Origin of the sequence: Streptomyces sp. NPDC059695, assembly GCF_042733785.1 — a bacterium.
GTDB lineage: Bacteria > Actinomycetota > Actinomycetes > Streptomycetales > Streptomycetaceae > Streptomyces.
Genome location: NZ_JBHWFF010000003.1, coordinates 316,138 through 331,756, shown reverse-complemented (window position 1 = coordinate 331,756; position 15,619 = coordinate 316,138). Strand labels below are relative to the sequence as shown.

At 73.4% G+C, this 15,619-nt stretch carries 11 protein-coding genes, 1 pseudogene and 1 riboswitch; of the genes and pseudogenes, 6 read left to right on the top strand and 6 right to left on the bottom strand.

The genetic code is table 11. The features are described from left to right. Positions 1-594: pseudogene (locus ACFV2S_RS06725) on the top strand (hypothetical protein); the annotation flags it as partial. A 152-nt stretch (positions 595-746) separates the two neighbouring features. Next, positions 747-2,123, top strand: a complete 1,377-nt coding sequence (locus ACFV2S_RS06720) for a tannase/feruloyl esterase family alpha/beta hydrolase (protein ID WP_385554849.1) — start codon at positions 747-749, stop codon at positions 2,121-2,123. A gap of 12 nt (positions 2,124-2,135) precedes the next feature. On the opposite strand, the gene ACFV2S_RS06715 is transcribed toward ACFV2S_RS06720, so the two are convergent. Continuing rightward, entirely contained in the window at positions 2,136-2,681 is a 546-nt protein-coding gene (locus ACFV2S_RS06715; protein WP_385554847.1) for an MOSC domain-containing protein, read from the bottom strand. A gap of 86 nt (positions 2,682-2,767) precedes the next feature. Further along, positions 2,768-3,856 carry a fatty acid desaturase family protein gene (locus ACFV2S_RS06710; protein ID WP_385554845.1) on the bottom strand — a complete coding sequence of 363 codons (1,089 nt, stop codon included), beginning with the start codon at positions 3,854-3,856 and terminating at the stop codon, positions 2,768-2,770. A 259-nt stretch (positions 3,857-4,115) separates the two neighbouring features. On the opposite strand from ACFV2S_RS06710, the gene ACFV2S_RS06705 reads away from it, so the two are divergent. Both ACFV2S_RS06705 and ACFV2S_RS06700 read left to right on the top strand, forming a co-directional pair. Next, positions 4,116-7,115: an SNF2-related protein gene (locus ACFV2S_RS06705; RefSeq protein WP_385554843.1), complete on the top strand. Its 3,000-nt coding sequence runs from the start codon at positions 4,116-4,118 to the stop codon at positions 7,113-7,115. After that, positions 7,112-8,482 (top strand): SWF or SNF family helicase, encoded by a 1,371-nt coding sequence (locus tag ACFV2S_RS06700; protein ID WP_385554841.1) that lies wholly within the window; start codon positions 7,112-7,114, stop codon positions 8,480-8,482. Before ACFV2S_RS06705 ends, ACFV2S_RS06700 begins: the two co-directional genes overlap by 4 nt. Here ACFV2S_RS06700 and ACFV2S_RS06695 read toward each other — a convergent pair. Further along, the gene (locus ACFV2S_RS06695; RefSeq protein ID WP_385554840.1) at positions 8,463-9,410 is read right to left on the bottom strand and encodes a hypothetical protein; all 948 of its coding nucleotides are present in this window, start codon (positions 9,408-9,410) and stop codon (positions 8,463-8,465) included. The genes ACFV2S_RS06700 and ACFV2S_RS06695 overlap by 20 nt on opposite strands. Positions 9,411-9,556: 146 nt before the next feature. After that, positions 9,557-10,411, bottom strand: a complete 855-nt coding sequence (locus tag ACFV2S_RS06690; protein WP_385554838.1) for a bifunctional 5,10-methylenetetrahydrofolate dehydrogenase/5,10-methenyltetrahydrofolate cyclohydrolase — start codon at positions 10,409-10,411, stop codon at positions 9,557-9,559. A gap of 28 nt (positions 10,412-10,439) precedes the next feature. Then, positions 10,440-10,547, bottom strand: a riboswitch (ZMP/ZTP riboswitch). 92 nt (positions 10,548-10,639) lie between these two features. Here ACFV2S_RS06690 and ACFV2S_RS06685 point away from each other — a divergent pair. After that, positions 10,640-12,082, top strand: a complete 1,443-nt coding sequence (locus ACFV2S_RS06685) for a GAF domain-containing protein (RefSeq protein ID WP_385554870.1) — start codon at positions 10,640-10,642, stop codon at positions 12,080-12,082. 44 nt (positions 12,083-12,126) lie between these two features. After that, complete coding sequence (locus tag ACFV2S_RS06680; RefSeq protein WP_385554836.1) at positions 12,127-13,650, top strand: aldehyde dehydrogenase family protein; 1,524 nt, start codon at positions 12,127-12,129, stop codon at positions 13,648-13,650. A 139-nt stretch (positions 13,651-13,789) separates the two neighbouring features. Here the strand turns inward: ACFV2S_RS06680 and ACFV2S_RS06675 are convergent, their stop codons facing one another. Then, positions 13,790-15,205, bottom strand: coding sequence for a tyrosine-type recombinase/integrase (locus ACFV2S_RS06675; protein WP_385554835.1), 1,416 nt, complete (start codon positions 15,203-15,205; stop codon positions 13,790-13,792). Next, complete coding sequence (locus ACFV2S_RS06670; RefSeq protein WP_229902150.1) at positions 15,196-15,393, bottom strand: AlpA family transcriptional regulator; 198 nt, start codon at positions 15,391-15,393, stop codon at positions 15,196-15,198. Before ACFV2S_RS06670 ends, ACFV2S_RS06675 begins: the two co-directional genes overlap by 10 nt. Positions 15,394-15,619 lie beyond the last annotated feature (226 nt).

The following is a 15,619-nucleotide window of genomic DNA, read 5'->3' as shown; positions in this document are numbered from 1 at the left end:
GCCTACGACCTCTCCCCGGACGAGCGCTCGGTGGTCGCCGGGCTGCCGGGCTGGCCCCTGCCCGTGGCGACCGTCGCCCCCGGCGTACCGGCCCCGCACGACCCGGAGCCGGAGGAGGGCGACCCCGCTCCCCTGACGCCGCCCTCGGGCGAGGAATGGGGACCGGCCCAGCGCCGGCTCGGTGCCGACGAGGTGGCACTCCACTGGGACACCTGGAGGGCCCGGGTGGGCGACGCGAACCGTGAGGGCGGCCGTACCGCACTCGCCGACGCGGACGCCACACCTGCCGCACCAGCACCAGCACCAGCACCAGCCGACGCCACCCCCGCCGCCCCCGCCCCGAAGACCGGCCCCCAGAAGGTCCTGGAGGAGCTGCGCGGGTACCTGGAGGATCCCCCGCCGGTGGGCCGGGTGCGCGCGGACGCCGGGATGCTGCGCGCGGACGGCCCCGGCTGGTCGCTCGTGGCCAGGACCGACGACATGGCGTTCGTCCTCCTCGACGCGATGCCGCGCGAAGTGCTGCCCGTGACGCGGGGCCCCAGGCTGCCCGCCCTCCTCGAAGCGCTCGACGCGATGGCGGTGCGCCCGTCCTGAAGGGCCTCCCCGTCCCTTCCGCTCCCCGCTCCGCCCAGGGCGACATAGGACAACGGCTCGTGGTGTGGTTCCACACCATGGCCCGGCGGTGGTGACGCGTCGCACGATGTGGCGCCTCACCCCCCGTTCCGTCGTCCCACCGGAGGCTCATCATGCGCCTGATCCCAGGCGTCCCCCTGCTCGCCGCGCTCCTCACCGGGGTCACCGTCCTCGGCCCCGCGAGCCCCGCCGGGGCCGACGCGCCGGCCGCCGCGCACTGCGCGCGCCAGGACCGGGTCCACGTGCCCGGCGCCGAACGTCACCAGTCCGCCTGTCTGGACGACCTGACGACCGCCGGGCTCGCCGGCACGCCGTACACCGACATGGCGGACCAGGCGGGGCTCGCCGCGAAGGGGACCCGCAATCCCTCGGGAGTGCCCGGTGTCCAGATCGACGGCTACTTCCCCGACGAGTCCCGCCTCAACGCCACCCACGGCTGGGCTCATGACGCACAGTTCGTCATCCGGCTGCCCGACCACTGGAACGGCGGGCTCGTCGTCACCGGGTCCCCCGGCAGCCGCCGCCAGTACTCCACGGACGCGCTGATCTCCGACCAGGTGCTCGCGCGGGGCTTCGCCTACGCCGCGACCGACAAGGGCAACACCGGCCCGGACTTCTTCACCGACGGACGGAGACCCGGCGACGCGGTCGCCGAGTGGAACAGCCGGGTGACCGAGCTGACGCGGGCCGCGAAGAAGGTCGTGCGGCAGCGCTACGGCCGGGCGCCGGAGCGCACGTACATGACGGGGATCTCCAACGCCGGCTACCTGACGCGCTGGCAGCTGGAGAACCGGCCGGAGCTGTACGACGGCGGGGTCGACTGGGAGGGCGTGCTGTGGACGGCACACGGCCCGAACCTCCTGACGAGCCTGCCCGTGACGGTGGCCAGGACCCGGGGCCTCGCCACCGACGAGGACCTGATCGCCGCGGGCTTCGCGCCCGGTTCGCGTTTCCTCTGGCCGTACCACGAGAAGGCCTACTGGGGCCTGACGCAGAAGCTCTTCCGGGCCGAGTTCGACCCCGCGTACGACCCGGCCTGCCCCGGCTCCACCGCCGGCGGGACGGTGGAGGAGATCTTCGCGCCCTGCGCCTCGGACGCCTCGTACGACTACGCCTCCCGGCCGGCGTCCGTGCACCGCGCGGTCGCGAAGGTGGCGCTCACCGGGCGGATCGGCAAGCCGCTCATCACGCTCCACGGCGACCTCGACACCCTGCTGCCGATCGCCACCGACTCCGACGTGTACGCGCGGATGATCGACGGGCGGGGCCGGGGCGCCCTGCACCGGTACTACAGGGTGCAGGACGGAACGCACACGGACGGCCTGTACGACACGTATCCGGACAGGCTGCGGCCGATCCTGCCCTGCTACCGCTCCGCGTTCGACGCCCTGACGCGCTGGGTCGAGGAGGGCACGGCGCCACCCGCGGACCGGACCGTCGCGCGGCCCGCGAGCGGTGACGTGGTCAACTCCTGCGCTCTGGAGGGATGAGCGCCCGGACGCTCAGACCCGTTCCAGCGGGCGGTGCGGCCCGGTGGGGAGTTCGGCCCGGATCGGGTCCCCGGGCCGCACCTTCCCACCGGTGAGAACGACGCCCATGATGCCCGCCCTGCGCACGACGTCGCCGTTCTCGTCGCGGCCGACGACCTGCTTGAGCAGTCCGTGCTGGAAGTCGTCGATCTGCGCGCAGGGGTTGCGCAGACCGGTGACCTCGACGACGGCCTCCGCGCCGAGGTGCAGGAGGGTGCCGGTGGGCAGGGCGAGGAGGTCGATCCCCCGGGTCGTGACGTTCTCGCCGAGGTCGCCGGGGGCGACGTCGAAGCCCGCGTCCGCGACGTCGTCGAACAGTTCGGCGTGGATCAGGTGGACCTGCCGCAGATTGGGCTGGGTGGGGTCCTGCGCCACGCGGGACCGGTGCTTCACGGTGACCCCCGCGTGGACGTCGCCCTCGACGCCGAGCCCGGCGAGGAGGGTGATGCCGTCCCTGTTGGGCTTGGTGAACGAGTACGTGCCGTTGCTGCTGACCGTGGTGACTGTGCCGCCGCTCATGGTGTGAGCTCCCCTTCTCCGCCGCTCCGTACGGCGGGTGCACCGCCGCCCGGAGCGATGATCACATCGCGCCTCGCCGTACGACCCTACGCGGCGGCCTCGGAGCGGAGCGGAGCGCCCACCTCGTGCAGATGGCCGAGGGCCTGGCGGTACGAGTCCACGAATCCGGTCTCCGTGTACGGGACGCCCAGCGCCGCGCAGTGGGCCCGGACGGCGGGCTGGGCCAGGCGGAGGTTCGGGCGCGGCATGCTCGGGAAGAGGTGGTGCTCGACCTGGTAGTTGAGGCCGCCGAGGAACCAGTCGGTCAGCGCGCCGCCCCGGATGTTGCGCGAGGTGAGCACCTGACGGCGCAGGTGGCCCCAGCTGTCGCCGTCCTCGTGCTCGTCCGGCCGGTCCATGCCCTTGTGGTTGGGGGCGAAGGCCATGCCGAGGTGCACGCCCAGGAGCATCTGGTGGACGAGGGCGAAGACGAGGGCCTGGGCGGGCGTCAGGAGCGTGAGGAGCAGGGTCGCGTAGCCCGCGAAGTGGGCGAGGAGCAGCGCGCCTTCGACGAGCCGCTCGCGCCGGGTCCGGCAGGGACCGTCCTTCGCGAGCAGGGCCTGGACCCCGTACACCTTGAGCGCGATGCCCTCCAGCGTGGTCAGCGGGAAGAACAGCCAGGCCTGGTGGCGGGTGAGGAAGCCGCGCAGGCCCGCGCGGCCCGCCGTCTGGTGCTCGGCGAAGACGAGGATGTCGGCGGCGACGTCCGGGTCCTTGTCCAGGTGGTTGGGGTGGGCGTGGTGGCGGTTGTGCTTGTCGTTCCACCACTCCCGGCTCATGCCGAGCAGCAGGTTGGCGTGGACGAGCTGGAGGATCCGGCTCGTCCTTCGGTCGGCGGTGATCTGGGCGTGGCCGGCGTCGTGACCGACGAAGGCGGCGCGGGCGGAGAACAGGGCGAGGGGGACGGCCATCAGGAGCGCCCACCAGGAGGGTCCGATCAGGGCGATTCCGGCCGCGACGGCGGCGATGCCGAGGAGGTTGACCACGATGCCGCGGGCGTACCAGCCGGGCCGGTGTTCGAGGAGGCCCTGTTCCCTGACCGTCCGCAGGAGCGGGCTGAACTCGCTGGTGCCCCGGGCGCGGGCGGGCGCCGCGAGGGGTGCGGCGGCCGGGGGCAGGACGGTGGCCTGGGACATGACGGGCTCCGGTTTCTGTCGGTCGGTGGGGTCGGTGGGCGCCTACCGAGAACCTACGGATCCGTGATCGTCCGGGGCCATGGCGTCACCACCCGTCCACCGCCGGGGGCGCGCCGGGGGGTGGGGGTGGGGCGAACCCCACCCCTCCGCGAGAGCCACGGCGGTGTGGCGTGGATCACCCTGAATCGGTGCGCGTCCCTCGGCGTCGCGAGGTATCCTCGGCGATTCGGTCACCAGGTAGTCAAATTTGAGGAATGCGTTGTCGCTCTCGCACGGATCCGATGAACCGGCCCGCGAACCCGCCCGGGAACCCTCCCCCGGACTCGAACTCTCCCGTCACTCCGTCGTCTTCCTGCCCGCCGATCCGCCGCGCGCCGGACGGCTCGCCTTCTGGTCCCCGGACGGCGAACCACTGCCGGCCGCCGACGGGGCCACCGCGGCCGACGCCGCGCTCACGGTCGTCGAGGGCGACGGCCGCCAGGCCGTGACCGTCCCCGCCCTCGCCCTTTCCGTACGGGACGCCCTGCCGTTGCTCGCCCGGGCCCGCTTCTCGGACGACGCCTCCCCCGCCGCAGCCTTCTGGGGCGCCGCCTCCCTCCTGTCCCTGGACCTCGTGGCGCGCGGCCTGCTGCTGCCCGGCCTCACCCCCGCCGACCACGACGCCTGGCGCGTCGGGCCGCTCGGCCCCGGGGAACTGGCCGAACTCCGCACGCTCGCCGCCTCGATGCCGCCCGCCGCGCACGCGGTTCCCCTCCCCCTTCCCGAGTCCACTCGCGACGCCGTCGTCCCGCCCCTCGACGAACCGCTGCTGCTGCCCGAGCCCGAGGCGCTGCTGCGTGCCTTCGCCGACGCGGTGGCCGACACGCTGCCCCGCACCCCGGCGGCACCGCTCGCGGCCGGCGGGAACGCCTTCGCGGCCGACGCACCGCAGACCGTGCCCGAGCAGCGCGCCTGGGCCGCCGACGTGGCGGCGGTGTACGACGCGGGGGTCAGGCTCTCGCTCCGCCTCGAACTGCCATGCTTCACCGCGGAGTCCCCGGAGGCGCCCGCCTTCCGGGCGGTGCTCCAGCTGCACGGTGTGGCCGACCCGACCCTGGTCGCGGACGCGGCGGACGTCTGGGCGGGCTCGGGCCGGGCGGGCGCCTCCTTCGGCCCCCGGGCCCGGATGGACGCCCTGCTCGCCCTGCGGCGGGCCGCCCGTGCCTGGCCGCCGCTGTCCCCGCTCCTGTCGGCGGCCGTGCCCGACACCGTCGAACTCGCCGACGAGGAGCTCGCGGAACTCCTCGGGCCGGCCGCCGACGCCCTCGCCGCCTCGGGCGTCCAGGTCCACTGGCCACGTGAGCTCGCCGACCGGCTCACCGCGCGCGCGGTGATCGGCCCGGCGGGAGCCGGGGCGGATCTCCGTACCGGAGACGGGAGCGCCGGCCCTGAGGGGGGCGAGCCCGGCGGCGAAGGCGGCGACGGTGACGCCGCCCGCGCCTCCGCGCTGCCCTCCTTCCTCGCCGCGGACTCACTGCTCGCCTTCAACTGGCGCTTCGCCGTCGGCGACCACGAGCTGACCCGGGCCGAGCTCGACCGGCTCGCGGAGGCCGGCCGGCCCCTGGTCCGGCTGCGCGACCGCTGGATCCTCGTCGATCCGGCCGAGGTGCGCCGGGCACGGGCTGAGCAGGACCGCAAGGTCACACCGGTGGACGCCCTCTCGGCGGTCCTCACCGGCACGACCGAGATCGACGGTTGCCCCGTGGAGGTGGCCGCCACGGGCTGGCTGGAGCGGCTCCGGGAGAGGCTCGCCCGACCCGAGGGGGACCGGCCGGAGATCACGCAGCCACCGGCGCTCGCCGCCACCCTGCGCGACTACCAGCTGCGCGGGCTCGCCTGGCTCGACCGGATGACGTCGCTCGGGCTCGGAGGGTGCCTGGCCGACGACATGGGACTCGGCAAGACGATCACGGTCATCGCCCTGCACCTGCACCGCCAGGCGGACCCGGCCACGGCGGGGCCCACCCTCGTCGTGTGCCCGACCTCGCTGATGGGCAACTGGCAGCGGGAGATCGAGAAGTTCGCGCCCGGCACGCCCGTACGCCGCTTCCACGGTGCGGCACGAGACGCGGAGGAGCTCCCCGACGGCGGCTTCGTGCTCACCACCTACGGAACGATGCGACTGGACGCCGCGCGGCTCGCCGCCCGGACCTGGGGACTCGTCGTCGCGGACGAGGCACAACACGTCAAGAACCCGTACTCCGCGACGGCCCGACAGCTGCGGACCATCGGCGCACGCGCGCGCGTGGCGCTGTCCGGCACGCCCGTGGAGAACAACCTCTCCGAGCTGTGGGCGATCCTCGACTGGACCACGCCCGGGCTGCTCGGCGGTCTCGGCGCCTTCCGGACCCGGTTCGCCTCGGCCGTCGAGGGCGGACGGGACCCGGCCGCCGCCGCACGGCTCGCCGCGCTCGTACGCCCGTTCCTGCTGCGCCGGCGCAAGTCCGACCCCGGCATCGCCCCCGAGCTGCCGCCGAAGACCGAGACCGACCGGACCGTCTCCCTGACGCCGGAACAGACCGGTCTGTACGAGGCGGTGGTGCGGGAGACGCTGGCGGCGATCTCCGAGGCCGACGGCATGGCACGCCGGGGCCTCGTCGTGAAGCTCCTGACGGGCCTCAAGCAGATCTGCAACCACCCCGCCCAGTACCTCAAGGAGGAACGGCCGAGGATCGAGGGCCGCTCGGGCAAGCTGGAACTGCTAGACGAGCTCCTCGACACGATCCTCGCCGAGGGCGCGTGCACCCTGGTCTTCACCCAGTACGTGGGGATGGCCCGGCTCCTGGAGACACACCTCGCGGGCCGGGGCGTGCGGACGCAGTTCCTGCACGGCGGCACGCCCGTCGCCGAGCGCGAGGCGATGGTCGCGCGCTTCCAGGCCGGAGAGGTCCCGGTCTTCCTGCTCTCCCTGAAGGCCGCGGGTACCGGGCTCAACCTCACCCGCGCCGAGCACGTCGTGCACTACGACCGCTGGTGGAACCCGGCCGTGGAGGCCCAGGCCACCGACCGCGCGTACCGGATCGGGCAGGACAGGCCGGTGCAGGTCCACCGGCTGATCGCCGAGGGCACGATCGAGGACCGGATCGCCGCGATGCTCGACCGCAAGCGCGAGCTGGCGGACAGCGTCCTCGGGGGCGGCGGGGACACCCCGCCCGAACTGACCGAACTGACCGACGCCGAACTGGCGGAGCTGGTGCGACTGCGAGGGGACGGACGATGAGCGGATACGGACAGGAGCACGACCACCGGCACGGCCACGGGGACGAGCAGCGGACGTTCGAGGCGCTGCCTCCGGCGCTCGGCGGCGCCTTCACCCGCACCTGGTGGGGACGGGCCTGGCTGAAGGCCCTGGAGGACTCGGCGCTCGACCTCCAGCAGCTCAAGGCGGGACGGCGGCACGCGCGCGCGGGAGCGGTGGGAGCCGTCTCGGTGCGGCCAGGCCGGATCACCGCGATGGTCAAGGACCGTGACGGCACGTCGTACCGCGGTGACGTGCTGGTGCGCGAGTTCTCCGAGGAGCAGTGGGAGCGGCTCCTGGACATCGCCGTGGACAGCGCGGGGCACATCGCGGCGCTGCTCGACCGCGACATGCCGCCGCACCTGGTGGAGGACGCGGCGGCGGCCGGGCTCGACCTGCTGCCGGGCGTCGGGGACCTCGAAGCGGAGTGCGGCTGCGAGGCGTGGGACCACTGCCCGCACACGACGGCGCTCTGCTACCAGGTCGCCCGTCTCCTCGACGAGGACCCGTTCGTCCTCCTCCTGATGCGGGGACGCGGCGAACGCACCCTCCTGGAGCAGTTGCAGACGCGCAGTGCCGCGCGGGCCGCCGCGCCGTCCGCGCGGGGCGGGGCCGAGCCGGGCGGCACGCCGGAAGGCGGTCCCGAGAGCCCCGGCGACATGCCCGGAGTGTCGGCGGAGGAGGTGTTCGCGGCGGGGTTCCTGGTGCCGCCGCTGCCCGCTCCCCCCGTCGTCCCGGCGGCGCCGGGGCGGTCGCCGTCCCTGGACACCGACACCCCGCCGGAGCCGGGGGTCGATCCGGCTGCCCTCGAATTCCTCGCCACCGAGGCGGCGGCGCGCGCGCAGCGGCTGCTGGGCGCCCTGACGGGGGCCGACAGCGCGGGCGAACCGACGAAGGAGGCGGCGGAGGCACGGCTGACGGTCCCTCAGGACGCGGTCCGGCTCGCGGCGGGCGCTCCCGTGCCCTGGGTCGCGGCGCGGCTCGCCTCCGGTTCGGGCAGGTCGCGCGCGGAACTGGACCTGGCCACGCGCGCGTGGCGCTTCGGAGGCTCCGACGCCCTCGCCGTACTGGACGAGGAGTGGACCCCGGAGCCCGAGGCGATCGACCGGGCCGGGGTCCGGCTCGCCGAGGCCTGGGACGACGGCGACCGGCCCGTGCTGCGGCGCGCGGGCGGAGCGCGGTGGACGGTCATGGGCGCGGAGGCGCAGCTACGGCTCGGCGAGGACGGACGCTGGTGGCCGTACGTGAAGGCCGGGGCGCGCTGGTCCCCGGCCGGTCCGGCGGACCGTGACCCGGCGGCGGCCCTGGCGACGGCGTTCGCCGCCGGGACTACTGGAGCCGGCGGCTGAGCGTGCCGGAGGTGGTCGCCAGGCTGCAGGCGACGGTGTCCGCGCCGAGGAGGTGGCTCGTCCGGTACGGGTACTGGACGAAGGTCGCCCAGCGCGTGCCGAGCGGCTGCCGGGCGGCCTTGCGGCGGAGCGGTTCGCGGCAGAGGACGGTGGCCGCCTCGCGCACCGCCTGATCGGTGGCGAGGGTGCCGACCAGGCGGCGCCGCGCCACCAGTTCCGCGTGGTGCGGCGTGTCGCAGCGCCGCCGGAGGGCGGTGCCCGGCGCGTCGCGGTCGATGTCGAAGCACTCGCCGACCCGCAGCGCCTCGAAGGAGACCGGCCGCACGGGGCGCCGGTCTTCCGTCGGGCGGCCGGAGGGTGTGCCGGCGTTCGAGGGAGTACCGCCCGCGGGGCCGGTGCTCCGGGACCGGCGCGGCGTCGGTGACGTGCTGTCCTGCGGCCGGACCGCGCGGTCCCCCGGCGCCGTGCGCGTCGGCGTGGCGCCCGTGGTCGGGGAGTGCGAGGGCGTTCCCGCGGTCGGCGTGTCGGCCGTCCCCGCTCCGTCGGTCGCGGTGGGGGCGGCCGGTCCCGTACCGCTGGTGACGACGGGGGACGGCACGGCGACCGGGTCCCCGCCCGTTCGCCCGTCGGCGAGACCGCCGCCCTCCTGGCCGCCCCGGGCGGTCAGGAACGCGCCGGCCACCAGGGCGGCCGTCAGCAACGGGACGAGCGGCACTCCGAACCACCGGGCGCGCCGGGCCGCGGGCCCGGGCCGGGGCGCGCCGAGCCGTACCAGGCGGGCCGACCACGCCGACTCCGACCCGGGGCCGGGCGGGCGTGGCGAGGGGCTCGCCCGGTCGGGTGCGGGCGGTCCGGGCGTGTCGCCCGCGCGGGGGCCGCCGGGCGCGGGGGTGTCGGTCGGCGGGATGTCGGTCGGCGGGTGGGGCACAGGGTCCAGGTTCGCCGTTCGGCGGCCACGGTGCCAGCGTTCACCGGCCGTCGGGCCCGGCAGGTACGGAATCGTGACCCTCGCCGACCGCGCGCGCCACCGCCACCGCCGCTCCCCCGTCACCGCCGCCTCCCCGTCACCGCTGCCTACAGCCCGAGCAGGCGCTCCGCGGCCTCGACCGTCTGGGCGAGGAGCACGGCGATGGTCATGGGGCCGACACCGCCGGGGACCGGGGTGATGAGGGAGGCCCGCTCGGCGGCCGAGACGAAGTCGACGTCGCCGACGTTGCCCGGGTTGTAGCCGGCGTCGATGACGACGGCGCCCGGCTTGATGTCCTCGCCCTTGATGAAGTTCGGCTTGCCGACGGCGGCCACGAGGACGTCGGCCTCGCGGACCACCGAGGAGAGGTCCTTGGTGCGGGAGTGGCAGTAGGTGACGGTGGCGTCGCGGCCGAGGAGGAGCAGACCGGCCGGCTTGCCCAGGATGGCGCTGCGGCCGACGACGACCGCGCGCTTGCCGCTCAGCTCGACGTCGTACGCGTCGAGGAGCCGCATGATGCCGCCGGGCGTGCAGGAGACGAAGCCCGGCAGACCGAATCCCATGGCGGCGAAGGAGGCCATCGTGACGCCGTCGACGTCCTTCTCGGGGGCGATGGCCTCGAAGGCGGCGCGCTCGTCGATGTGCGGGCCGACCGGGTGCTGGAGCAGGATGCCGTGGACCTCGGGGTCCTCGGACAGGGCGGTGACGGCGGCGACGAGCTCCTCGGTCGTCGTCTCCGCGGGCAGTTCCACGTGCTTGGACCGGATTCCGGCCTTCGCGCAACGGTTCTGCTTCATCTTCACGTACGTGACGGAGGCCGGGTCCGCGCCGACCAGGACGGTCGCGAGGCACGGAGTGACGCCGGTGCGGCGGGTGATCTCGGCGGCGCGGGCGGCGGTCTCCTCGACCGTGCGGCGGGCGAGGGCGGTGCCGTCCATGAGGGTGGCGGTGCTGGTGGACATGGGAGCTCCTGGGCGTCGTGTCTGACCGGTTTCTCGCCCAGGCGCACGGCATCGGCACGGTCGCGCCGCGAGGGCGCGCTCCGCCGGGCCGCTCCCCGGTGGTGATCCACCTCAAGCGCCAGTCACGGCCCGGGCCCCACTCTACGTGAGGGGTCGGGGGCCGGTCCCGGACAGGGTGCATATGCCGGGGTGCGGGGGAGCTTGTCGGCGGCACCCGAGCGCACCACGATGAGCGCGACGGGCCGGAACGACCTCGACGAGGAGGCCGAGTTGAGCGATGCGTGGGTGGCCGGGGAGCCGCGGACAGGACGGGCGCCGACGGCGTACCGGGGCGCCGGGTCCGCCCCGGTACGCGGGGAGGAACGGGTCCGTGGGCAGGAACGGGTCCGTGACGAAGAGCAGGTCCGTGGCGAGGAGCAGGTCCGTCACGAGGAGCAGGTCCGTGACGGGAAGCAGGTCCGTGACGAGGAGCCCCGTGCACGGCGGCCTCGTCCGCTGGTGGCCGAGTCCTGGCGTCGTTCCGTACGCGCGCGCGTGAGCCCCGACGGGGCGGCCCGGGTGGAACTGGACGAGGACGAGCTGGCGGCCTGCCGGGAGGCGCACCCCCTGGCCGGGGCGATGCCGGTGATCCGGGAGCTGATGGGCGCGTACGCGACGGACGGGGAGCACCTCCTCGCGGTGTGCGACGCCGCCGGGCGGATGCTGTGGGTCGAGGGGCATCCGGGCACCCTGCGCGCGGCCGGGAGGATGAACTTCGTGGCCGGGGCCCGCTGGTCGGAGGCGGCGGCCGGGACGAACGCGCCCGGGACCGCCCTGGCCGTCGACCGTCCCGTCCAGGTGGTCTCCGCGGAACACTTCCGGCGTCCGGTACGGGCGTGGACCTGCGCCGCGGCTCCCGTCCACGACCCGCGCAGCGGGCGCTTGCTCGGCGCGGTCGACATCACCGGCGGGGAGGGACTCGCGCACCCGCACAGCCTGGGTTTCGTCCAGGCGGTGGCGCGCGCGGCCGAGTCGCAGCTGGCGCTGCTCGGTCCGGCCCCGGAGCCGGGACGGCTCAGGCTGTCGGCGCTGGGCCGGGACGAGGCGGAGCTCTCGGTGGGCGGGCGGAGGCTGCGGCTGAGCCGCCGCCACAGCGAGATCCTGGTGGTCCTCGCGCACCGCCCGGAGGGGGTGGGCGGCGACGAACTCCTCACGCTGCTGTACGAGGACGAGTCGGTGACCCCGGTGACCCTGCGGGCGGAGCTGTCGCGGCTGCGCGCACTGCTCGGGCCGGACGTGCTGAGGTCGCGGCCGTACCGGCTGGCCGGGGCGGTGGACGCGGACTTCGCGACGGTCGACCGGAGGCTCGCCTCGGGGGCCGTCGCGGCGGCGGCCGGGGACTACGCGGGCCCGCTGCTCCCGGCGTCGGCGGCGCCCGGGGTCGTACGGCTGCGCGAGCGACTCGCGGACCGGCTGCGGGCGGCCCTGGTGGATCGCCGCGATCCGGGGCTGCTGGCGGACTGGGCGTACAGCACGTGGGGCGAGGACGACGTGGTGGTCTGGCGGGCCCTCTGCGGGGCCGTACCGGCGGACCGGCTTCCTCCCGTACGGGCGAGGCTGGACTCCCTGGAGGCGGAACTGTGCGCCGGTGCAACGGGCTTGCAACGTACGGGTCCGCACACTCGGGCATGAGCGCCGGCCAGGGACGGCCGGCGCGCCCCAGGGAGGCCAAGCCCATGACCCGTTACGCCGCACCCGGTACCGAGGGCGCGCTCATGTCGTACGAGGCACGCTACGACCACTGGATCGGCGGCGCGTACGTCGCCCCGGCGGCCGGCCGCTACTTCGAGAACCCGAGTCCGGTCGACGGCCGCCCCTTCACGGAGGTCGCGCGCGGCACCGCCGAGGACGTGGAACGCGCCCTCGACGCGGCGCACGCGGCGGCCCCGGTGTGGGGCCGGACGGCGCCGGCGGAGCGGGCGGCCGTCCTGCTGCGGATCGCCGACCGCATGGAGAGCAACCTGGAGGCGCTCGCGGTCGCCGAGACCTGGGACAACGGCAAGCCGGTGCGGGAGACCCTGGCCGCGGACATCCCGCTCGCGATCGACCATTTCCGCTACTTCGCGGGGGCGCTGCGGGCCCAGGAGGGCGCGCTGAGCGAGATCGACGACGACACGGTGGCCTACCACTTCCACGAGCCGCTGGGGGTGGTCGCGCAGATCATCCCGTGGAACTTCCCGATCCTGATGGCGGTCTGGAAGCTGGCCCCGGCGCTGGCCGCGGGCAACGCGGTGGTGCTCAAGCCCGCCGAGCAGACCCCGGCCTCGGTGCACTTCTGGCTGAGCCTGGTCGCGGACCTGCTGCCGCCGGGTGTCCTGAACGTCGTGAACGGCTTCGGCGAGGAGGCCGGCAAGCCGCTGGCCTCCAGCCCGCGGGTCGCGAAGATCGCGTTCACGGGGGAGACGTCGACGGGCCGGCTGATCATGGGGTACGCATCGGAGAACCTCAAGCCGGTCACCCTCGAACTCGGCGGCAAGTCGCCCAACATCTTCTTCGACGACGTGTGGGCGGCGGACGACGACTTCCGCGACAAGGCGCTCGAAGGCTTCACGATGTTCGCCCTGAACCAGGGCGAGGTCTGCACGTGCCCCTCGCGGGCCCTGGTCCAGCGAGGCCACTACGCCGACTTCCTGGAGGCGGCGGTCGCTCGCACGGAGAAGATCGTCCCGGGTCACCCCCTGGACACGGACACGATGATCGGCGCCCAGGCCTCCGCCGACCAGCTCGCCAAGATCGTCTCGTACCTGGAGATCGGCCAGAAGGAGGGCGCGAGGATCCTGACGGGCGGCCAGATCGTGGAACACGGAGGCGAACTGTCGGGCGGCTACTACGTCCAGCCGACGATCTTCGAGGGCGACAACCGCATGCGGGTCTTCCAGGAGGAGATCTTCGGCCCGGTGGTGGCGGTGACCTCGTTCACCGACTTCGACGACGCGATCCGCACGGCCAACGACACCCTCTACGGCCTCGGCGCGGGCGTCTGGACCCGCGACACGAACACCGCCTACCGCGCGGGCCGCGCGATCCAGGCGGGCCGCGTCTGGACAAACTGCTACCACGCCTACCCGGCCCACGCCGCCTTCGGCGGCTACAAGCAGTCGGGCATCGGCCGCGAGACGCACCGCATGATGCTGGACCACTACCAGCAGACGAAGAACCTGCTGGTGTCGTACTCACCGAAGAAGCTCGGCTTCTTCTAGGGGCACAAGAAAGGGCGCCTGACCTGGGCTTTTACCCAGGCAGGCGCCCACCGGTCGCGTCGGCCAGCGCGAGATAGGTTATGCGGTGTAACTCCCAGTTTCTCCCACTGCCATCCCACTCCTGACCAGCTCTTCCGGTCTATTTCCGGTCCAAGTCCGGTCCGGCTGAGGGTGTGACACCCCGGCTGACACGGTCCCATTCCTCCATGGACTGCTCGATGAGACGGTTCGCCTGCTCTCGAACGCCGTCCAGGAACTTGGCGTAGAAGCGGAAGAGGACCTCGATGCTCTGACCGGCTCTGCGAGCGCATTCGGCCGGATCCACACCGGAGTACAGCCAGAAGGAGATGCCGGCATGGCGGAGGTCATACGGCCGCTTGGCCAGGCCTGAGGCAAGCTCCATGCGCGTCAAAGCATGCTTCCTGGCCCGCGCCCACGTCAGGCCGTAGGCCGATGCCTCCACATAGTTCCCTTCCCGGTTCCGGAACAGGCGGCCGTCCGGCTCCACGCCGAACCTCTCTATGTGGGCGGTAAGCATGCGGACGAACTGCGGCGGGATCGGGACAGGACGCGTCGCGGTGGCTGCGCGTCGCTTGAGGGAGTGAACCTCGTACACACTGCCGTCATCCGTCCACTCCTTGCCGGCGGTGACGACACCCCCGGACAGATTCAGCATCCCCCATCCCGACTTGGGCAGGTGGCACTGCTCAATCCGGAGATGGATGACCTCCGCCGGCCGCATGGCCGCGAAGTACATGCAGCCGAAGAACGCCACCAGGTGCGGTCCACGTCCGGGCAGGCCAGCGGCGGCGTCGAGCAAGCGAGTGATCTGCGTGGGGTTGGGTACGGAAGCCGGGTCTACCTCCTCGTTGACCTGCGGAGGGCTCCACTTGATCCCATGAAGAGGGTTCTGGGCGAAGTACCCCTTCTCGACGGCGGTGTTGAGTACCTCGCTGAAGGCAGACCTCTTGCGCCGGGCTGTCTTCGCGCTCGCCACCTTGCCATCGAGCTTCCGCCCCAAGGCGTCGAGAGCCCTGCGCAGCGCGTCAGCATCAGCGAGAGCCCCGACGGGCAACGAGTTCCGCCTCATCCAGTCCAGGGCACTCCGCCACTCCTCGTCAGGCTCGCGCGCCCACGCGTTCTTGTTGAACGCCCACGAGTACAGGGCGCGCCGCAGTACCCGCGGTTCGGCAAAGGTCTTACCGGGCTGCACGAGGGCTGGTGTGACGGTCGCGAACGCATCGGCCAGGGTGCGGCGGGTATTTCCTGGTGTGCGCTCCCAGCGCTGGTCGATGTATTCGTGAACGAGGTCGTACCAGGTGGTGCGCTGCTTGATGGCCCGAAGTTCGGAGGCCGGCAGGCCGGTTGCCTCATCGAAAGGCTCGCCCTCCCGTGCTGCAGTAAGCAGCTTCGCGTGCCTGCTCTCAGCGAGCGCGTAGGCGGCGAACGACTCGGACCACTCGCGCCCACTGACGGTCCACCTGACCTGGAATCGGCTCCGCCGACCGGGACGCTCTCGTATCTCCCAGAATCGGACCTTGTAGCTCAGCGCCAATTGTCAGGATCCCTCTCACAAGCCTCCCACCAGGCATCCAAATCTGCACGGCGACACCTGAGTTCACCGTTCGGCAGCTTGATCATTCGAGGCGCTTGCCCCCGCGACCGCAGTCGGTAAAAGGCTGACGGACTCATACGGATCTCCGCCAATACTTCCGCGAGCTTCAAAGCGGGCGGGCGCGCCATATCTTCCCCATTCAATCGACGCCCAGCCTGATCGAAGTCGCACGGATGCACCGCACACAGCCCCCACGTTCGGGCGACCGCCAGTCTTCAACCCGCTCGGCGAGTGACCATTTCAGTCGCGGGGGGGGGGCGCGCGCGGGGGGGGGGGGGCGCGAGAGCAACAAAAACCAACAAACACCCCAGGGGGGCGCAGCGGGAGCTGTGATATGTTGTCACGCCAACACGA